At 74.9% G+C, this 19872-nt stretch carries 18 protein-coding genes and 1 pseudogene; 9 read left to right on the top strand and 10 right to left on the bottom strand.

From position 1 onward, the window contains the following. The first annotated feature begins 51 nt into the window (after positions 1-51). From HDG68_RS09075 to HDG68_RS09055, 5 genes are all read left to right on the top strand, one after another. On the top strand, positions 52-1782 hold the full coding sequence (locus HDG68_RS09075) for a carbon starvation protein A (RefSeq protein ID WP_172151262.1): 1731 nt from the start codon (positions 52-54) through the stop codon (positions 1780-1782). A gap of 2 nt (positions 1783-1784) precedes the next feature. Then, positions 1785-2042 (top strand): cory-CC-star protein, encoded by a 258-nt coding sequence (locus tag HDG68_RS09070; RefSeq protein WP_425483755.1) that lies wholly within the window; start codon positions 1785-1787, stop codon positions 2040-2042. Then, positions 2033-2995 (top strand): TRC40/GET3/ArsA family transport-energizing ATPase, encoded by a 963-nt coding sequence (locus HDG68_RS09065; protein WP_172151260.1) that lies wholly within the window; start codon positions 2033-2035, stop codon positions 2993-2995. Before HDG68_RS09070 ends, HDG68_RS09065 begins: the two co-directional genes overlap by 10 nt. Positions 2996-3147: 152 nt before the next feature. Next, positions 3148-4122 (top strand): glycoside hydrolase family 19 protein, encoded by a 975-nt coding sequence (locus HDG68_RS09060; protein WP_172151258.1) that lies wholly within the window; start codon positions 3148-3150, stop codon positions 4120-4122. A gap of 75 nt (positions 4123-4197) precedes the next feature. Beyond that, positions 4198-5517, top strand: coding sequence for a M18 family aminopeptidase (locus HDG68_RS09055; protein ID WP_172151256.1), 1320 nt, complete (start codon positions 4198-4200; stop codon positions 5515-5517). A gap of 33 nt (positions 5518-5550) precedes the next feature. Here the strand turns inward: HDG68_RS09055 and HDG68_RS17375 are convergent, their stop codons facing one another. Beyond that, positions 5551-6351 (bottom strand): transglycosylase family protein, encoded by an 801-nt coding sequence (locus HDG68_RS17375; protein ID WP_216648165.1) that lies wholly within the window; start codon positions 6349-6351, stop codon positions 5551-5553. Positions 6352-6473: 122 nt separating this feature from the next. Beyond that, a complete protein-coding gene (locus HDG68_RS09045; RefSeq protein ID WP_172151254.1) occupies positions 6474-7322 on the bottom strand; it encodes an NPXTG-anchored protein in 849 nt (282 codons plus the stop codon). Positions 7323-7510: 188 nt separating this feature from the next. Between HDG68_RS09045 and HDG68_RS09040 the strand changes: the two genes are divergently transcribed. Continuing rightward, on the top strand, positions 7511-10051 hold the full coding sequence (locus HDG68_RS09040) for a DEAD/DEAH box helicase (protein ID WP_172151253.1): 2541 nt from the start codon (positions 7511-7513) through the stop codon (positions 10049-10051). 25 nt (positions 10052-10076) lie between these two features. After that, positions 10077-10928: an aldolase/citrate lyase family protein gene (locus HDG68_RS09035; protein WP_172151434.1), complete on the top strand. Its 852-nt coding sequence runs from the start codon at positions 10077-10079 to the stop codon at positions 10926-10928. Between the two features lie 90 nt (positions 10929-11018). On the opposite strand, the pseudogene HDG68_RS17370 reads toward HDG68_RS09035, so the two are convergent. The 7 genes and pseudogenes from HDG68_RS17370 to ssd all read right to left on the bottom strand — a co-directional run. Further along, positions 11019-11360: pseudogene (locus HDG68_RS17370) on the bottom strand (Rv3654c family TadE-like protein); the annotation flags it as partial. After that, complete coding sequence (locus HDG68_RS09025; protein WP_343037501.1) at positions 11357-11770, bottom strand: TadE family type IV pilus minor pilin; 414 nt, start codon at positions 11768-11770, stop codon at positions 11357-11359. The gene HDG68_RS09025 and the pseudogene HDG68_RS17370, both read right to left, overlap by 4 nt. Further along, positions 11767-12033 (bottom strand): DUF4244 domain-containing protein, encoded by a 267-nt coding sequence (locus tag HDG68_RS09020; RefSeq protein ID WP_172151252.1) that lies wholly within the window; start codon positions 12031-12033, stop codon positions 11767-11769. The genes HDG68_RS09025 and HDG68_RS09020 overlap by 4 nt, the downstream gene beginning before the upstream one ends. Before the next feature lie 113 nt (positions 12034-12146). Then, positions 12147-12827: a type II secretion system F family protein gene (locus tag HDG68_RS09015; RefSeq protein ID WP_343037500.1), complete on the bottom strand. Its 681-nt coding sequence runs from the start codon at positions 12825-12827 to the stop codon at positions 12147-12149. After that, a complete protein-coding gene (locus tag HDG68_RS09010; RefSeq protein WP_216648164.1) occupies positions 12824-13483 on the bottom strand; it encodes a hypothetical protein in 660 nt (219 codons plus the stop codon). Before HDG68_RS09010 ends, HDG68_RS09015 begins: the two co-directional genes overlap by 4 nt. Next, complete coding sequence (locus HDG68_RS09005; protein WP_172151249.1) at positions 13480-14634, bottom strand: TadA family conjugal transfer-associated ATPase; 1155 nt, start codon at positions 14632-14634, stop codon at positions 13480-13482. Before HDG68_RS09005 ends, HDG68_RS09010 begins: the two co-directional genes overlap by 4 nt. Beyond that, complete coding sequence (gene ssd / locus HDG68_RS09000) at positions 14631-15416, bottom strand: septum site-determining protein Ssd (RefSeq protein WP_172151248.1); 786 nt, start codon at positions 15414-15416, stop codon at positions 14631-14633. The genes HDG68_RS09005 and ssd overlap by 4 nt, the downstream gene beginning before the upstream one ends. 136 nt (positions 15417-15552) lie before the next feature. On the opposite strand from ssd, the gene HDG68_RS08995 reads away from it, so the two are divergent. Next, on the top strand, positions 15553-16389 hold the full coding sequence (locus tag HDG68_RS08995) for an HAD-IB family hydrolase (protein ID WP_172151247.1): 837 nt from the start codon (positions 15553-15555) through the stop codon (positions 16387-16389). 479 nt (positions 16390-16868) lie between these two features. Then, entirely contained in the window at positions 16869-18866 is a 1998-nt protein-coding gene (gene acs, locus HDG68_RS08990) for an acetate--CoA ligase (protein WP_172151245.1), read from the top strand. A gap of 202 nt (positions 18867-19068) precedes the next feature. Here the strand turns inward: acs and HDG68_RS08985 are convergent, their stop codons facing one another. Then, on the bottom strand, positions 19069-19848 hold the full coding sequence (locus tag HDG68_RS08985; RefSeq protein ID WP_172151243.1) for an AraC family transcriptional regulator: 780 nt from the start codon (positions 19846-19848) through the stop codon (positions 19069-19071). Positions 19849-19872 lie beyond the last annotated feature (24 nt).

Raw genomic sequence — 19872 nt, 5'->3', positions numbered from 1 at the left:
GTCGTAGACTCCGGGTGAAATCTAGTCAACGACGACCGGACGGAGCACACCGTGAACTCCCTGGTGCTGATGGTGGTGGGCCTGGCGATGGTGCTCGCCGGCTACTTCCTCTACTCGAAGTTCCTCGCCAGCCGGATCTACAAGCTCGACGAGAACTTCCGGACCCCCTCGCACGAGATGCGCGACGGCGTCGACTACGTCCCCACGAACAAGTTCGTCCTGTGGGGCCACCACTTCACCTCGGTGGCCGGCGCCGCACCGATCGTCGGCCCGGCCGTCGCGGTCATCTGGGGCTGGCTGCCGGCCTTCCTGTGGGTGACGCTCGGCACCGTGTTCTTCGCGGGCATGCACGACCTGGGCGCCCTGTGGGCGTCGGTGCGCAACCGGGGCCGGTCCATGGGCATGATCTCGGGCCGCTACATCGGGGCCCGGGGCCGCGCGCTGTTCCTCGTCGTGATCTACCTGGTGCTGCTGATGGTGGTGGCCGCGTTCGCCACCGTCATCAAGAACCTGCTCATCTCCACCCCGAGCGCCGTCATCCCCGTGTGGGGCGCCATCATCGTCGCGCTGATCATCGGCCAGATGATCTACCGCTGGAACATGAACCTGCTGCTGACCACGGTGATCGGCGTCGTCGCCCTGTACTCGCTGATCCTCGTGGGCGACCGGTTCCCCGTCGAGCTGCCGGACCCCATCCTCGGCATGTCGCCGGCGACCTTCTGGATCCTCGCCCTGTTCGCCTACGCGGGCATCGCCTCCCTGCTGCCCGTGTGGGTGCTGCTGCAACCGCGCGACTACATCAACGGCGTCCAGCTGTTCATCGGCCTGGGCATCCTGTACCTGTCGGTGCTCTTCGCGGCCCCGACCGTCGTCGCCCCGGCGATCAACGAGAACCTGCCCGCCGACACGCCCAGCCTCGTGCCGCTGCTCTTCGTGACCATCGCCTGCGGCGCCATCTCCGGGTTCCACGGGATCGTGGCGTCCGGGACCTCCTCCAAGCAGCTCGACAAGGAGACCGACGCACGGTTCGTCGGCTACTTCGGGGCCGTGGGCGAGGGTCTGCTGGCCCTCGGCGCGATCATCGCCACCACGGCGGGCTTCCGGACCCTGGCCGACTGGGAGAGCGTCTACTCGGCGTTCAACGAGGGCGGGGTGACGGCCTTCGTCACCGGTGGCGCGCAGATCGTCAACGACGGTCTCGGCATCCCGGCGTCGCTGTCCGCGACGATCCTCGCCACGATGGCGGTGCTGTTCGCGGCCACCACCATGGACACCGGGGTGCGTCTGCAACGGTTCGTGGTCCAGGAGGCCGGCGAGCTGATGGGGATGCGGATCGGCAAGGGTGTCGCGATGGTGGTGGTGCTCGTCGTGGCCGTCGGTCTGACCTTCTCCGCCGGCGGCGACGGCGCGGGCGGCCTGCTCATCTGGCCGCTGTTCGGCACCAGCAACCAGCTGCTCGCCTCCCTGACGCTGTCCATCGTGGCGGTCATGCTGCTGCGCCGGAAGCGCAACCCGCTCGCGGCGCTCGTCCCGCTGGTGTTCGTGCTGAGCATGAGCGTCTACGCGCTGATCGTCCAACTCGGACAGTTCTACGCCGAGCAGAACTGGTTCCTCCTCGGCCTGGACGTCGTCATCCTGGTCGCCTCCGCCTGGGTCGCCGTGGAGGCCGCGCGCGCCATGAACGCCGCCCGCAAGGGCACCTTCGACCCGGAGACGGACGAGCCGGTGCCCGCGGGCAGCGTGGGTTCCGGCGCCTCCGGCGCCCGCCGGTCGGAGGACTGAGCGTGGCCGGCACCCTGAGCGCCGTCGCCGCCGGGCTGCGCGAGCTCTACGAGGCGCCCTACCGGCGCACGATGGCTCGCGCCCGGCGGGACGAGGACGACCTGTTCACGCTGGTCGTGCTCGCGGAGGCGCTCGGGGTGCCGAACCCCGCCAGCTACTACACGGTCGAGATGCTGCCGCTGGTGGCCGACCGCGTCCACGAGTGGCACACCCGGCTGGGGATGGACCGCTCCCCCCTGGAGCACGTGTCGTGCTGCTAGACCTCGCCGCGCGGCGCCGGGTGCTGTTCCTCGGCGGCAAGGGCGGGGTCGGCAAGACGTCGATCGCGTCCGCCGTCGCGCTGTCCCGCGCCCGCGCGGGGCAGCGGGTGCTGGTGGTCTCCACCGACCCCGCCCACAACCTGGGGCACCTGTGGCGACGCACGGTCGGTGACGACATCGTGCGCCTGGACACCGCGCCGGGCGGCGGACACCTCGACGGCGTCGAGGTGGACCCGGAGCGCACGACGGCGGCACACCTGTCCGCGGTCCGGGCCACGTTGCGCCGGATCGTGCCGGAGCACCTGGGCGGCGAGGTGGACCGGCACCTCGACCTGGCCCGCGACGCGCCGGGAATGCACGAGGCCGCGGTCCTGGAACGGGTCGCCGACCTCACCGAGCAGGGGCTGGCCGGCTACGACCTCGTCGTCTTCGACACCGCGCCGTCCGGGCACACCGCCCGCCTGCTGTCCCTGCCGGAGACGATGGGTGCCTGGACCGACGGGCTGCTGCGCCGCCGCGACCGGTCCGAGCGGCTCGGCGGGGCGGCCCAGATGCTCGGCGGGCGCGGCGAGTCCGAGGCGCGGCGCGACGCCGAGATCCGGTCCGTGCTGACCCGCCGCCGGGAACGCTTCACGCTGCTGCGCGAGGTCCTGACCGACCCCGGACGGTGCGCGTTCGTCGTCGTGCTCGCCGCCGAACGGCTGCCCGTGCTGGAGTCCGTGGAGCTCGTGGAGCAGCTGTCGACGCTGCAGGTGCCCGTCGGCGGACTCGTCGTCAACAAGCGCTCCCCCGCCGACGCCGGCCCCCTGCTCGCCGCACGCCACGAGGCCGAGCGCGCCCACCTCGACGCGCTCCGTGAGCGTCTGGGCCACCTCCCGCTGGACGAGGTGCCGCTGCTGGGCGACGACCTCGTCGGACCCGACGCCCTCGACCGGCTCGCCGGCTTCCTCTGAGCGCCGCACGCTCCGAGGGCCGGAACCGGGCGAGAGCCCGACGGGTACGGGAGAGCACGTATGCCGTCGCGGTCGGCGTACGGGTGTTGTCCACCGGCGCCCGCACTGGTCAGACTTCCCGGGTTCCTTGCCTCCGACGACGAAGGACCCTCATGAGCACCGCAGCCCCCACCGTCACGGCCGCCGCACCGCGCCGACGCACCTCGGCACCGGCCGCGGCGACGGTCGCCCTCGCCGCCGCGCTGTCCTGGGCGCTCGCCGGCCCCGCGCCCGCCGCTGGAGCCGTGGAGTGCGCCGCCCCGTGGTCCGCGGACACCGTCTACACCGGTGGCGACGTCGTCTCCCACGACGGGGAGAACTGGCGTGCCGGGTGGTGGACCGTCGGCACGACGCCCGCCGACACCGACTGGGGCGTGTGGACGTCGGTCGGCACGTGCGACGACGGCGGGACCGATCCGGGCGACGGCGGGACCACCGACCCCGGCGAGGGCGACGGCGGGTCCAGCGGTGGCTTCGTCGTGTCCGAGGCCCAGTTCGAGCAGATGTTCCCGGACCGGAGCTCCTTCTACACCTACGACGGCCTCGTCGCGGCGCTGTCCGCCTATCCGGGGTTCGCCACGACCGGCGGCGACGAGATCGCTCGGCGGGAGGCCGCCGCGTTCCTGGCCAACGTCGACCACGAGTCGGGCGGGCTGCGGTACGTCCGGGAGATCAACACCGCCAACTACCCGCACTACTGCGACGAGACGCAGCCGTACGGCTGCCCGGCCGGCCAGGACGCCTACTACGGCAAGGGCCCGATCCAGCTGAGCTGGAACTTCAACTACAAGGCGGCCGGTGACGCCCTGGGCCTCGACTTGCTGAACGACCCGTTCCTCGTGGAGAACGACCCGGCCGTCGCCTGGCAGACGGCGCTGTGGTACTGGAACACGCAGTCCGGTCCGGGGACGGTGACGGGGCACGAGGCGATCGTCGACGGTCACGGGTTCGGCGCGTCGATCCGCTCCATCAACGGCGCCCTCGAGTGCGACGGCGGGAACCCCGCCCAGGTGAACAGCCGCGTGGCGGCCTTCCGGGAGTTCACGCAGATCCTCGGCACCACCACCGGCGGCAACCTGACCTGCTGACCTGAACGCTCGGGATCGTGCCGACCTGATCAGGCTCCCGGATGAGGTCGGCAGGACCGTGCGAGGATGCACGGCATGCAGGACTCCCACGCCACCACCGTGCCCGAGGCCGCCCGCACCCACGCCGAGGACCTCGGCCGGTTCGTCAGCGCCGCACCGTCCTCGTACCACGCGGCCGCCGAGCTGGCCCGCCGCGCCGAGGCCGCCGGGTTCGTCCGCCTGACCGAGACCGACGCCTGGCAGGTCGCACCCGGCGGTCGCTACGTCGTCGTGCGCGACGGGTCGGCGATCGCGTTCGTGGTGCCGCCGTCCGCCGGTCCGACCACGCCGTTCACCGTGCTGGGCACGCACACCGACTCCCCCGGCTTCAAGCTCAAGCCGCAGCCCACCACGGGGCGCGGCGGCTGGGTGCAGGCGGGACTCGAGGTCTACGGCGGGCCGCTGCTGAACTCCTGGCTGGACCGCGAGCTCGAGCTCGCCGGTCGCCTCGTGACGCGCGACGGCGCCGAGCACCTGGTCCGCACCGGTCCGTTCGCGCGCATCCCGCAGCTCGCCATCCACCTGGACCGCCAGGTCAACGACGGCCTCGCCCTCGACAAGCAGCGGCACACCCAGCCCGTCATCGGTCTGGGTGACGTCTCCGGGGCGGACGTCCTGGGCGAGCTCGCGGCCCGCGTCGACCCGGCCGCCGGCGGTCCCGTGGACCCCGCCGACGTGCTGGGTTACGACGTGCTGGTCGCCGACACCCAGGCCCCGCGCGCCTTCGGGGCCCGCGGCGAGCTGTGGGCCTCGGGACGCCTGGACAACCTGCTCTCCACGCACGCGGCCCTGGTGGCGCTGCTCGACGCCGACCCCGACGCGCTGACCGGAGTGGCCGCCGTCGCCGCGTTCGACCACGAGGAGATCGGCTCGGAGTCCCGCTCGGGAGCCGCCGGCCCGTTCCTCGCCGACGTGCTCGGACGCGTCTCCCGCGCGCTGGGCGCGGGCGGTGAGGACCGCCGTCGTGCGCTCGCCGCCTCGCTGTGCGTGAGCTCCGACGTCGGGCACGCCGTGCACCCCAACTACCCGGAGCGCCACGACCCGGCCAACCAGCCGCAGGCCGGCGGCGGCCCGATCCTCAAGATCAACGCCAACCAGCGCTACTCCACCGACGCGCACGGCGCCGCGCTGTGGCAGGAGGCGTGCACGGCCGCCGGGGTGCCGAGCCAGGAGTTCGTCTCGAACAACACGATCCCCTGCGGTTCGACGATCGGGCCGATCACCGCGACGCGCCTGGGCATCCGGGTGGTCGACGTCGGCGTGCCGATCCTGTCGATGCACTCGGCGCGCGAGCTCACCGCCGTCGTCGACCCCTGGTACCTGTCCCGGGCGATGGGCGCCGCGCTGGTGCGCTGACCGGCGCTCGGCCCGCGCCCGCGCCCGCGGGGATCAGCGCAGGCCGAGCTTGCGGGTGCAGTGCGGCCACTGCCCCCACCCGGCGCGGGCCTGCAGGATCTGCGCACGCTTGGTCTGCTCCCGCGCGCCGTGGCGGTGCGGCAGCCCGCGCCCGCCGACCGAGCGCCAGGTGCGCGCGGTGAACTGGTACATGCCGTAGTACCCGTTGCCGGTGCTGATGTGCACCCGACCCCCGGACTCGCACTGCGCGAGCTGACCCCAGACGTCGCGCTTCGTCAGCCGCCCGGCCGAGACCCAGCCGGTGCGGCCGCCGGGCAGCCTGACCTTGACCCGGGTGGTCGGGCGCTGCGTGGTGCGGGCCAGCTTGACGACCTTCGACCCGAGGGCGGCGCGGGTGACGGTCCGCGACGACGCGTTGATGTTCTTCGTGACGCGCACGCGCTTCGTCGTGTACCGCTTGCCGGTGATGTCCCGCAGCGGCACGGTCGTGACCTGCTTCTTGGCGACCCAGCCCTTCCGACCGCCGGGCAGGCGCACCTGGAGCCGCTTCGGCGCGCGGTCCAGCACGACGAGGCGAGTGCCGTCGTCGGGCCGGGCGACGCGCCGGCTGGACGGGCTGCGCTTGGCGGTGACCTTGGCGCGGTCGGCCTTGACCCAGCGCACCGAGCGCTGGGCGGGCGCGGTCTGCACCGGCCCGACGGCGGTGGACACCGTGGGTGCCGCGGCGGCGGTAACAGGGTTCGCCGACGCCGGGGCGACCGTCAGCGGAACGAGGGCCGCGGCGGCAACGGTCGCGACGGTGGCGGCGACGCGCCGCGGCAGGAGTGTGGGCATGGCTACCAGGGAACGATGATCACGAAACGATAACGAGCCCCTTCACGAGACCCCCTCGGGACTCGCGCACCGCCCGTCGGGCGAACCGGACGGACCCGGACGATGCGCCGCCTGGACCCCGGTCAGACCCGTCGACGGATCGCCATCACCACGAGACCCGCGAGCGCCGACGCCGCGGCGGTCAGCGCGAGCGCCGCGGTCCCGGAGCCGGTCTGCGGCAGGGTCGATGACGCCGTCGGGACGACCTCGGCGGCAGGCTCCGTCGGCTCGGCAGGCTCCGTCGGCTCGGCGGGCTCGGTCGGCTCCGCAGGCTCGGTCGGCTCCGTCGGCTCGGTCGGCTCCGTCGGCTCCGCAGGCTCGGTCGGCTCCGCAGGCTCCGTCGGCTCGGTCGGCTCCGTCGGCTCCGCAGGCTCGGTCGGCTCCGTCGGCTCCGCAGGCTCGGTCGGCTCCGCAGGCTCGGCAGGCTCGGTCGGCTCCGTCGGCTCCGTCGGCTCCGCAGGCTCGGCAGGCTCCGTCGGCTCCGTCGGCTCGGCAGGCTCCGTCGGCTCCGTCGGCTCCGTCGGCTCGGTCGGCTCCGCAGGCTCGGTCGGCTCCGCAGGCTCGGTCGTCGTGCATACCGGGTCCTGACCGCCCTCGCCGAAGTGCTCGTTGAACTGGGAGACCTGTACCCACGTGATGCAGAAGTCGGTCTCACTGACCAGGGCAGTCCACGGCAGGTACGACTCCCCGATCCACACCCCGGAGGGCTGGTTGTTGAGCGCCTCGAAGTGGATCCCCACGGCGCGTTCCTGACCGTCGACCGTGTATCGGATGTTCACGTGCCCACTGTCGTGGAACGTCTCGGACTCCGGCAGCTGCAGACCACTCGCAGTCACGGTGTAGGGCGTGGGGTCGTCCGAGCCAGCGGCCCATGCGGCAACAGGGGCCAGGACGAGGCCGGCGGCACCCGCGGCGACGAGCGTCTTCTTCATGGTGGTCGTGCTCCTGTCGGTCGTGAACCGTGCATCTCCGACGAGGAGTATTGGGTGCCGCGGGCGCACATCTGCGCCGATCCGGGGGCTCCTGCGGGGATCCTGAGCGAGATGGTGGACGCGGAGAAGTCAGCCTTGAGGATCTCGCGACAACCCTGAGGTTCTGCCGCGGTGCCACACTGTGCGGCGTGCACCGAGCCGAGCCGACCCCCGCGGACCACCCGCTGCTCGACGTCCTGACCGCCCACGGCGCCCGCGCCGACCGCCTCACGCACGTGCGCACCCTGCCCGCCCGGACCGGGGAGCACTCCGACTGGCCCGCCTGGGCCGACCCCGGGCTCGTCGCCGGCTACCGCGCCCTGGGCGTCGAGAGGCCCTGGCGGCACCAGGTCGAGGCCGCCGACGCCCTGCACCAGGACCGGCACGTGGCCCTGGCGACCTCCACCGGGTCGGGCAAGTCGCTCGGCTTCTGGCTGCCGGCCCTGACCGCCGTCCGCGCAGGACGCGACCTGCCCGCGAGCGACGCCGGCCGCATCGAGACCGTCGGACGGCGCAGCACCGTGCTCTACCTGTCCCCCACCAAGGCGCTCGCCGCGGACCAGCACGGTGCGCTGACGCGCCTGCTCGACGCCGCCGGGGCGCGCGACGTGCGTGCCGCCACCTGCGACGGCGACACCCCCGCCGAGGAGCGCCGCTGGATCGTCGAGCACGCGGACGTCGTGCTGACCAACCCCGACTTCCTGCACTTCGCCCTGCTGCCCGCGCACCGCCGGTGGGGACGCCTGCTGCGCGGGCTGCGCCACGTCGTCGTCGACGAGGGGCACGCCTACCGCGGGGTCTTCGGCGCCCACGTCTCCCTGGTGCTGCGTCGCCTCGCGCGGCTGGTGGAGCACCACGGCGGACGGCCGCCCACGATCGTCGTCGCCAGCGCCACCAGCGCCGACCCCGCCGCGAGCGCCGCACGACTGATCGGCGTGCCCGTCGACCGGGTCACCGCGGTGACCCGGGACTCCTCGCCCTCGGGGCGGCGGACCGTCGCCCTGTGGCAGCCGCCCGAGATCGCCTCTGCGGGTCTGGAGCGCTCCGGTGCGGGCGACGTCGACCCGGCCGCGGACCCGTGGGCGCTGCCCGACCCTCTGGACCCCACCGCGCACGAGGCCGACCAGGTGCTCACGGTGCGGGGCGCTGCGGACCACCCGCGCCGCTCGGCGACGGCGGAGGTGGCCGACCTGCTGGCCGACCTGGCGGCGCACGGGGCCCGCACCCTGGCGTTCACGCGGTCCCGGCGCGGCGCCGAGTCCGTGGCGCAGCAGACGCGCGACCACCTGAGGCCGGTGGACCCTGCGCTGGTCGGGCGGATCGCCGCCTACCGCGGCGGCTACCTGCCCGAGGAGCGCCGCGAGCTGGAGCAGGCGCTGCGCACCGGTGAGCTGCTGGGTCTGGCCACCACCAACGCGCTGGAGCTCGGGGTCGACATCTCGGGACTGGACGCGGTGCTCGTGGCCGGCTGGCCCGGGACGCGGATGTCGTTGTGGCAGCAGGCCGGTCGCGCCGGCCGCGCCGGGGCGGACGGGCTGGTGGCGTTCGTGGCCCGCGAGGACCCCCTGGACACCTACCTGGTGACGCACCCGGAGGCCGTGTTCGACGCGCCGCTGGAGGCGACGGTGTTCGACCCGGCCAACCCGTACGTCCTGGCGCCGCAGCTGTGCGCGGCCGCCCAGGAGGTGGCGCTGCGCGGCGAGGACCTCGACCGGTTCGGCGACCGGGGGCAGGTGCGCGAGGTGCTCGACGTGCTGGTGGCCCGCGGCCTGCTGCGCCGGCGTCCGTCAGGCTGGTACTGGACACACGCCCAGCCCGCCGCCTCGATGGCGGACCTGCGGGGCTCGGGCGGACAGCCGGTGCGCGTCGTCGAGGCCACCACGGGCCGGCTGCTCGGCACCGTGGACGCCGGGTCCGCCGACGGTCAGGTGCACGACGGCGCCGTGTACGTGCACCAGGGCGTCACGTTCGTCGTCGACCGCCTGGACCTGGCCGACCACGTGGCGCTCGTGGTGCGCCGCGACGTCGACCACGCGACCTGGTCGCGCGAGGTCATGGAGATCGCGCTCGCGGAGGCCGGTGACCCGGCGCACCCCGCGCCGGAGGGCTCGCCGCCCGCCCGCGGGCGGGAGTGGGGTCCGGTGACGTGGGGGCTCGGACCGGTGGAGGTGACCAGCCAGGTCGTCAGCTTCCAGCGTCGCCGCGTGCCCGACATGCAGGTGCTCGACACGGAGCCGCTCGAGTTGCCGGAGCGCACCCTCGGCACCACGGCGGTGTGGTGGTCCGTGCCGGACCACGTGCTGCGGGCGGCCGGTGTCGACGCCGACGCGGCACCGGGGGCGCTGCACGCCGCCGAGCACGCCGCGATCGGCATCCTGCCCCTGCTGGCCACCTGCGACCGGTGGGACCTCGGCGGGGTGTCCACCGACCTGCACCCCGACACCGGGGAGGCCACCGTGTTCGTCTACGACGCCTACCCGGGCGGCGCCGGGTTCGCGGAGCGCGGCTACGAGCAGGGCGAGCGGTGGCTGCGCGCCGTGCGGGACGCCGTGGCGGCCTGCCCGTGCCCCGACGGCTGCCCGGCCTGCGTCCAGTCGCCGAAGTGCGGCAACGACAACTCCCCGCTCGACAAGGCGGGCGCGGTGCGCGTCCTCGACGCGGTGCTGTCCCACGCGCCGGTCGGCACCTAGGATCGTGCGGGTGACCGACGACGAGATCACCACCCTGCGCGCCACCCGCGAGTCGACGCGCGTCGCCCCCGCCCACGCGCGGTCCTGGCTGCTGCTGTCGGCCCTGCGCCGCGACGACTTCGACGCCGCCCAGCTCTGCCGCGCCGACCAGCTCGTCCTCGACTGCGAGGACGCCGTCGACGACTCCCGCAAGGACGAGGCACGCCGCGGCGTGCTGGACTGGTTCGCCGGCGGCGGGCGCGCCTGGGTCCGCGTCAACGAACGCGGTTCGGACGCCTGGGGCGACGACATGCGCGCCCTGCGCGACGCCGAGGGCCTGTGCGGGGTGATGCTCGCCAAGACCGAGAGCCCCGACCAGGTGGTCGACACCGTCCAGCGGCTCGGCGGCGACGTGCCCGTGATCCCGCTGGTGGAGTCGGCGCTCGGCATCGAGGAGGCCGTCGGCATCGCCACGGCGCCCGGCGCGTTCCGCCTCGCGTTCGGCTCCGGCGACTACCGGCGGGACACCGGCGCCGCGAACGAGCCCCTCGCGATGGCCTACCCCCGGTCCCGGCTCGTCGTCGCCAGCCGCATCGGCGGGCTGTCCGGGCCGATCGACGGCCCCACGGTCGGTTCCAGCCACCCGCTGCTGCGCGAGCAGTCCGGCGACGCCGTCGCCCTCGGCATGACCGGCCGCATCTGCCTCGACCTGGAGCAGCCGGCCGTGGTCAACGAGGTGCTCTCCCCCGCCCCGGCCGACGTCGCGTGGGCCCTGGACTTCCTCGTGGAGTTCGAGGCCGCCGGCTCGGTGATCCGCGACGGCTCCGACAAGCCGCGCCTGGCCCGCGCACGGCTCATCGAGGAGCGCTCCAAGCTGTACCGCGTCAACCCGAGCTGACCGGTCCGCCGGGGCGGAGCCCTCGCTGCTCGGCGGCGCGCCGCTCGCCGGTGCCGAGCTCGCCGGTGCCGCGCTCGCGGGTCCGGCACGGGCGGTTGCCCGGGCGCGGCCGCCCCAGCCGGCGATCCCCCGCGCCTGCCGGCGGGTGGTGACGGTGACGACGCCACCGCCCTCGACCTCGCACGCGACGACCTCGGCCCCGTTGCGCTCCGCCGCGCGGTCCGCCGTCGCGCAGGGGTCCTGTCCCCACCGCACGGCGCCCGCTCCGGCGAGCGCCGCCAGGTCTGCGGCGGTCCGCGCCGTCGAGCTCGCCTGCTGGGCCGCGCCCAACGCCGCGAGTGCCGTGGCGCAGACCAGCAGGACGGACGTGACCGCGAGGGTGAGCACCGTGCCGGCGCCACGTTCCGGGTGCCGCGCCGGGGTGCGGGTCACGGCTCCACCCAGGCCACGGCCTCGCCCGTGGCGCGCACGGGCAACCCCGCGAGCCACCCGGCGGCCACCGGCCGGGTGACCACGACGCGGACCCAGTCGCCCTCGTCGACGACGGTCACCCGCGCCCGATCGCCGCCGGCCGTCGTGACCGCTGCGCGGACCGCGGTCTCGTCGTGGCCGATCGCGGCCTGCCGCGCCCCCGCCCGGGCCGCGTCCGCCGCCCGCAGCTGGGCGGAGGACGCGGCCACGAGCGTGAGCACGGCGACCAGGAGCAGCACGACCACCGGCATGCCGACGGCGAGCTCGGCCGTGACGGCACCTCGCTGACCGGCCTCCGGACGGCGCGCCGCCGTCCCGGGGAGCGCCGGCGACGCCGTCGGAAGGACCGATCCCTGGTCGCTGCCGCTCACACCGTCAGCGCCTGGCCGATGAGCGCCTCGAGCATCCCGCGCACGGTGTCGCTCTGCAGCACCAGCAGGAGCAGACCGGCGAACCCGACGGCGGCGATCGTGGCGATGGCGTACTCGGCGGTGGCCAGGCCGGCCTCCGTGTCCCGGTCCGGCGCGGCGGCGCCGTCGGGGGCCGGGCCCCCGTCGGGTACGGGTGCGCCGACCGTGGTGAGCCGGCCGGTCCCGGCCGGCTGGTCGGCCTCGCGGGTGATGGTGTCGGTCATGGTTCTCCTTCCCCGGCCGGGTGTCGACCCGGCCTGTCCGTCGCGACCGGGTGGTCGCGACACGGCGTCCGGCCGGTCGGCCGGACGAAGCACCCGAGCGGGTGCGGCTCTCGTCAGCCGGACAGCACGTCCAGGCCGAGCGCGAGGAGGACGGGCGTGAGCCCGACGAGCACGAAGGCCGGCAGATAGCACAGGCCCAGGGGCAGCACGAGGCGGACGGCGAGCCGCGCCGCTGCCGTGCGTGCCGTCGACCGCCGTTCGTGCAGCAGGTCGGCGCCCGCGGCACGGAGGGCCTCCTGCGGGGCGGCACCGTCCGTCCAGGCGGCGCGCAGGCCTCGGCGGACGGGGTCGAGGGCACGGCCGGTGCCCTCCCCCGGGGCACCGGGGCCGGTCGCGGCGTCCCAGGCCGGGTCCCATCCCGCACCGAGCAGCAGCCCGCCGGAGACTGCCTCGAGCGCACGTCCGCGCCGTCCACCGGTCGCCCGACCCACGGCCTGCAGGGCCCGCGGCAGCCCCGCCCCGGCGAGCACCGCTGCGGCGACGAGCTCGAGCACGACGACGACGTCCACCTCGGGGTGCCCGTCGCCACCCGCCCCGCCGGCTCCGGCCGGACCGGTGCTGCCCACGCCACGGCGAGGACCGCCGTCCGACCCCCCCGCACGCGCACCGACGGACCGCGACCGGGCCAGCGTCTCCCGTCGACGTCGACCGCCGGTCTCGGCGACCCACCAGGGCACGAGCGCCCCGACGGCGCACGCCGTCACCAGCAGCCCGGTCACCGGCAGGCCGCTCACGACTCGGCCCCCGCGGCCCGGGCGGCGGCCATCAGGCGGCCGCTCCACCATCGCCCCACCAGCAACGCCGCCAGGCCGCCACCGACGGCGGCGGTCCCGGCACCACCGTCGGTGGCGGTGGCCCACGGATCGGCGCCGAGCACGACGGCAAGCAGCACCCCCAGGGCGGGCAGCCAGACCAGCACCCTGGCCGTCGCGCGGGGTCCGGCCAGGGAGGCGTCGCGTTCCGCCTCGGCCTCCTGGCGTGCGACCAGCGCCTGGCCGACGACGTCCAGCACGCCGCCCAGGGGCGCGCCGACGTCGCGGGACAGGCGTGCCGCCGCGACCATGGCCGCAGCGGCCGCACGATCGCCGCCGAGCCGCGCACGCAGCTCGTCCTCGACGGGCAGTCCGTCGCGGGTGGTGGGCACGGCCAGCGCACGCGGCCACGCGTCCGACGGCGCGGCACCGGTCCGCAGCACGCCGGCCACCTGCGTGACGGCGACCCGCACCGGGGTCCCGCGGTCCGACGCCGCCCGGTCACCGCGCGGAACAGCGGTGCCACGCACCAGGGCCGGCTCCTGCCCGTCGCGCCGGTCCCGGGACACGCCGGGTCGTCCGGGCGGTGCGAGCAGGCACCAGACCGCGAGGGCGACGAGGCACCCGACCCCCGTCACGACGCCCACCTGCGCACGACGTCGCCCCACCCGGCCAGCCGATCGGGTCTCCCTGTACCCGGCCCGCCCCAGGTCCCGACGGTCCGGACCGCCAGCTCGCCGTCGTCGCTGCGTTCGACGACGGCGACCTGCGCGAGATGACGTGCGCCGTCCCGGCGCCGGAGGTGCAGCACGACGTCGAGCGCGGCCGCCGCCTGCGCCGAGACCGCGGCACGGGACATCCCGGCCAGCGCCGCCAGGGCCTCGAGGCGTGCGGGCACGTGCTCGGCCGCGTTGGCGTGGACCGTGGCCAGCCCGCCGTCGTGCCCCGTGTTGAGGGCCAGCAGCAGCTCGCGCACCTCGGCGCCGCGGCACTCGCCGAGCACGATGCGGTCCGGCCGCATCCGCAGGGCGCCGCGGACCAGGTCGGTCAGGGAGACCTCGCCCACCCCCTCGACGTTCGCCCGCCGCGCGGCCAGGGCGACCACGTGAGGATGCTGCGGCGCGAGCTCGCGGGCCTCCTCGACGGTGAGCACCCGTTCCTCGGGCCCTGCCAGGCCGAGGAGCGCGGCCAGCAGGGTGGTCTTGCCCGTCCCGGTGCCGCCGGTCACGAGGAGGTTGGCCCGACGCCGGACCAGCCCGTGCAGCAGCGCGGTCCACGCGGCCGGGACACCGCCGCGGGCGACGAGGGCAGGCAGGTCGAGCGTCGCCTGCCGCAGCACGCGCAGGGCGACGACGGCCCCGGCCGGTGCCACCGGTTCGACGGCGGCGTGCAGGCGGGTGCCGTCGGGCAGGCGGGCGTCGACGACGGGGCTCGCGTCGTCCAGCCGCTGGCCGGCGACGGTCGCCAACCGGACGGCGAGCGCCCGGACGTCGTCGTCCGTGCCGAGCCGGACGTCCGCGCGCCGCAGTCCTGCGCCGTCGTCGACCCACACCTGGTCGGGGCCGTTGACGAGCACGTCGGTCACGCCGGGCCGGTCCAGGAGGTGCTGCAGGGGCCCGGCCCCGGTGAGCTCGGCCCGTGCCGCCCGGGTGAGGTCGGCGAGGGCGTCGGAGCCGAGCACCCGGCCGCTGGCCCGGATCGCGGCGGCCACCGCGTCGTCGTCGGGCCGACGGCGGGACGCGTCCAGGCGGGCGCGGACGTCGTCGAGGAGCTGCTGATCCACGGTCACGCCCCCACCGCCGTCCGGTCCGCCCCCGGCACGCGGCTCAGGGCGTCGACGAGGCCCCTCGCGGCACGGCCCACCGGTGTCCGGGCACCCGTGCGCGGACCCTCGCCGCGCTCGAGCGCTGCCGGCAGGTGCCGGTCGCGGTCGAGGACGGCGGCGAGGGGGCCACCGACGGCGCGGGCGACCTCGCCGGCGTCGACCCGGCCCGCGGACGGCAGACCCGCGACGAGGCGTACCGGCCCGCGGGTGACGGCGTCGAGCGCGCGACGGGCCGCTATCCCGCCGGCGACCCCCCGGGCCGACCGGGGGACGACGAGGACGACGACGTCGGCCGAGCGCAGCAGGTTGCCCGGGGCCCGGTCCCACGACCGTGGCCCCGGCAGGTCGAGGACGATCCGCTGCCCGGCTCGCACCAGCGCCGTCACCACGTCGAGCACGACGTCGTCCTGCGGCGGCGCGGCGGCGTACCGGGACGCGGACAGGACCGGCACCCCGGCCCAGCGGGGCAGGGCGGCGAGCAGGTCCGGCGGGTCGACGGTGCCGCGGGCGTCCGCGAGGTCGGGCCACCGGGCACCGGGTGCGTCCTCGACACCGAGCAGCACGTCGACGCCGCCGCCGGGCGTGTGCAGGTCGACGAGGGTGGTCTCCCCGACCTGGCGGCGGAGGCTGCGCGCGAGGGCGGCGGCGAGGGTGGAGGTCCCGGCGCCGCCGGCCGCGCCGACGACGGCGACCATCCGCGCCGCGCGGGTCGTGTCCGGGCCGGTGGCCGGGGGCGAGCTGTCCATGTCGGCCACCCTGGTGCGACCGGCCCGCCCGGCGCTCCGAGCGGCGCCGCACCTGTGGACAGCGCCTCGACGGGGGCGGGCCGCGCGCCCGGGAATCGTCCGACGTCACCCTCTGCACGCCCACTAGGCTCGGCCTGTGACCGTCTCACCGCACGACCCGGGGCCCGCTCGTCGCCCCCCGCACGCCCGTCGTGTCGCGGCGTTCTTCGACCTGGACAAGACGATCATCGCGACCAGCTCCACGGCAGCGTTCTCCCGACCGTTCTTCGCCGGTGGGCTCATCACCCGCGGGGACGTGCTGCGCAGCGCCTACGCGCACTTCCTGTTCATGCTGGGCAGCGCGGACGCCGACCAGACCGAACGGATGCGCCGCCACCTGTCCGAGCTCGCCACGGGGTGGGAGGTGGCCAAGGTCGAGCAGATCGTCGCGGAGACCCTCCACGAGCACATCGACCCGTACGTGTACGCCGAGGCCGTCGAGCTGATCGCCGACCACCACGCCCGGGGGCACGACGTCGTCGTGGTGTCCGCGTCGGGTCGCGAGCTGGTCGAGCCGATCGCGGCGATGCTGGGCGCCGACCACATGGTGGCGACGCGCATGGCCGTGGCCGGCGGACGGTTCACCGGGGAGATCGACTTCTACGCCTACGGGGAGAACAAGGCCACCGCGGTCCGCGACCTCGCGGCCGCTCGCGGGTACGACCTCGAACGCTCCTTCGCGTACTCGGACTCGATCACGGACGCCCCGATGCTCGACGCGGTCGGGCACGCGTTCGCCGTCAACCCCGACCGTTCGCTGCGACGGGTCGCCGCGGAGAAGGGGTGGGACACGCTGACGTTCGTCCGGCCGGTGGCCCTGCGCACGTCGTGGCGCCCGACGGCGGCCCTCGCCGCGGCCGGTGCCCTCGGCCTGGCGGCGGCGTGCTGGTGGTGGTGGCGCCGCCGTCGTGCCGGCGGGCCCGCTCCGGCCTGAGCCGTCCGGCCGGGTGCCCCGGGGGCATCCGGACAACGCACTCCTCTTGCGGCGGGTGCGCGGTGGTCGTTCCATGGAAGCACGAGGACGAGCCGGGGGACCCACGCGAAGACAGTCCGCTTGGGACTCGTCGGGCGGGCTGGACCCGGTACGGCGACGCGAGGACCACGCGCCTGCTACCCGCGGATCGTCCTGCGAGAGCGGCGCTCGGTGGCACGGTCCCGGGCGCCGTCCTCGTGCCCGGGGCGGTCCCGCCGGCGGTCGTGGCGCCGCTCGGGTGGCCGTCCGGACCGCTGGGGCCGGGCTGCCGACCGTTCGCCGCCGAACGGCCCTCGGGACACGGTCACCGCCAATTGTGAACTCCCCTTACTATGTTCTGTCGTGGCGTGATGCGCCTCACGGTCCGGGTCTAGACTCCCCAGGAGAGCGGCCCGTGAGGCACGCCCGACGGACGGAACGCGACGACGCGGAGGAACCCAGTGACCGACACCCAGTCCAGCAACCCGAGCCTGGAGAACCTGCTCCACGAGACCCGCGCCTTCCCGCCGAGCCCGGAGTTCGCCGACCAGGCCAACGCCGGCCCGGCGCTCTACGAGGAGGCCGCGGCGGACCGCCTCGAGTTCTGGGCGAAGCAGGCCCGCGAGCTCGTGACGTGGAGGACGCCGTTCACCGAGACCCTCGACTGGTCCGGCGCGCCGGTGGCGCGCTGGTTCGCCGACGGCACCCTCAACGCCGCCTACAACGCCGTCGACCGGCACGTCGAGGCCGGCCACGGCGACCGCGTCGCCATCCACTTCGAGGGCGAGCCCGGCGACACCCGCACCGTCACCTACGCCGACCTGCAGCGCGAGGTCTCGCGCGCCGCCAACGCGCTGGCCGCGCTCGGCGTCGAGTCGGGCGACCGGGTCGTGATCTACATGCCGATGCTCGTCGAGTCGGTCGTGGCCATGCTGGCCTGCGCACGCCTCGGCGCGGCGCACTCCGTGGTCTTCGGCGGGTTCAGCGCCGACGCCCTGCGCAGCCGCATCGCCGACGCCGAGGCCAAGGTCGTCATCACCGCCGACGGCGGGTACCGCCGCGGCGCCCCCAGCTCGCTCAAGCCCGCCGTGGACGAGGCGCTCACCGGCGAGGGCGCCGAGAGCGTCCAGCACGTGCTCGTGGTCCGCCGCACCGAGCAGGACGTCGACTGGACCGAGGGGCGCGACGTGTGGTGGCACGAGGCCGTCGAGGCCGCCGACACCTACCACGAGCCCGCGTGGGTCGAGGCCGAGCACCCGCTGTTCATCCTCTACACCTCGGGCACCACCGGGAAGCCCAAGGGGATCCTGCACACCACCGGCGGCTACCTGACCCAGGCTGCCTACACCCACAAGAACGTGTTCGACCTCAAGCCCGAGACCGACGTCTACTGGTGCTCGGCCGACATCGGCTGGGTCACCGGGCACACCTACATCGTCTACGGCCCGCTGCTCAACGGCGCCACCCAGGTGCTCTACGAGGGCACGCCGGACACCCCGCACAAGGGTCGCTGGTGGGAGCTCGTCGAGAAGTACAAGGTGTCGCTGTTCTACACGGCCCCGACGGCGATCCGGGCCTGCATGAAGTGGGGCGAGGAGATCCCCGCCGGCTTCGACCTGTCCTCGCTGCGCCTGCTCGGCTCGGTGGGCGAGCCCATCAACCCCGAGGCGTGGATGTGGTACCGCCGTGTCATCGGCGGCGACAGCGCCCCGATCGTGGACACCTGGTGGCAGACCGAGACGGGGGCCATCATGATCAGCCCGCTGCCGGGCGTCACCGCGACCAAGCCCGGCTCGGCGCAGGTCGCGCTGCCCGGCATCAGCGCCGACGTCGTCGACGACGAGGCCCGTCCGGTCCCCGACGGCGGCGGCGGCTACCTCGTGCTCTCGGAGCCGTGGCCGTCGATGCTGCGCGGCATCTGGGGCGACCTGCAGCGGTTCAAGGACACCTACTGGTCCCGGTTCGAGGGCCTCTACTTCGCCGGCGACGGCGCCAAGAAGGACGAGGACGGCGACATCTGGCTGCTCGGCCGGGTCGACGACGTCATGAACGTCTCCGGGCACCGGCTGTCCACCACGGAGATCGAGTCCGCGCTGGTCTCCAACGACCTGGTGGCCGAGGCCGCCGTCGTCGGCGCCAGCGACGAGGTGTCCGGGCAGGCGGTCGTCGCGTTCGTCATCCTGCGCGGCGAGCACGCCGAGGAGGCGTCCACCGACGAGGGCTCGGCACGCATCGAGAAGACGCTCCGCGACCACGTCGCCAAGGAGATCGGACCGATCGCCAAGCCGCGCAAGATCCTCGTGGTGCCCGAGCTGCCCAAGACCCGCTCCGGCAAGATCATGCGGCGGCTGCTGCGCGACGTCGCCGAGAACCGCGAGGTGGGCGACGCCACGACCCTGGCGGACTCGTCGGTGATGAACCTCATCCAGTCCGGCCTCGCCAAGCCGTCGGAGGACTGACCCGGAGCGAGCCCGCGAGCGCAGGGACAGTCCGACCGGAGGACCCTCAGGACTGACCCGGAGCGAGCCCGCGAGCCGACCGCGAGGTCGTACCTCCCGTCGTCCGGTCGTACCCGCGGGTACGACCGGACGGCGGGAGGTACGACCTCGCGGTCTTGTGGAGGCTCGCCGGGTGGGGCGATCTCGCGGTCGAGGCGGAGAGTCAGTCGGCGGCGAGCGCCCGCCCCTTGCGCCGGTAGGCCGACGGCGTCTCCCCCGTGAGCCGCACGAAGGTCCGCGTGAACGACGGCTGGTCGTAGAACCCGGCCCGCACGGCGACGTCGGCGAGCGCCAGGTCGGTCTGCACCAGCAGGGCGGTGGCGCGGTCCACGCGGGCCCGGAGCACGAACTGCTTGGGCGTCAGCCCGAACACGCGACGCATGCGGCGCTCGAGGGCGCCCGTCGTGCACCCGGCGGCGTCAGCCATGTCGCCGATCCGCACCCCGCGGTCGAGCCGCTCCTCGACGAGCTGCACCACGCGCGTGAGGGACCCCATGACCTGGTCCTCGACGTCGTCCGTGGCCAGGTCCCGCGAGGTGGAGACCAGGCCGACGACCGTGCCGTCGCGCTGCACGGGCAGCTTGGTCGTCAGGTACCAGCCGGGGGTGCCGCCGTGGCGGCGGATGAGCTCGAGCTCGTTGCGCAGCGGCCACGCCTCGGACAGGACGTACTGGTCCTGCTCCTCGTACCGTTCGGCGAGCTCCGGGGCGAACAGCTCGTGGGAGGTGCGCCCGACGACCTCGCGGGGGGAGCGCCGGTTCGCACGGTCGACGAAGGTGCGGTTGACCAGCACGTAACGACCGGTGACGTCCTTGGCGCAGAACATCGTCGCCGAGCCCTCGTCGAGGAGCGTGACGAGCTCGGGGCTGAGCGCGTCGAGCAGACGCTGGGCCGCCTCGCCGGCGTGCGGCGGCGGCGCGCTGCGCGGACGGTCCCCGGTCATGACGCGGGACGGTATCACCGGGCG

Origin of the sequence: Isoptericola chiayiensis, assembly GCF_013149805.1 — a bacterium.
Lineage (GTDB): Bacteria > Actinomycetota > Actinomycetes > Actinomycetales > Cellulomonadaceae > Isoptericola > Isoptericola chiayiensis.
This window is presented reverse-complemented; position numbering and strand designations above follow the sequence as displayed.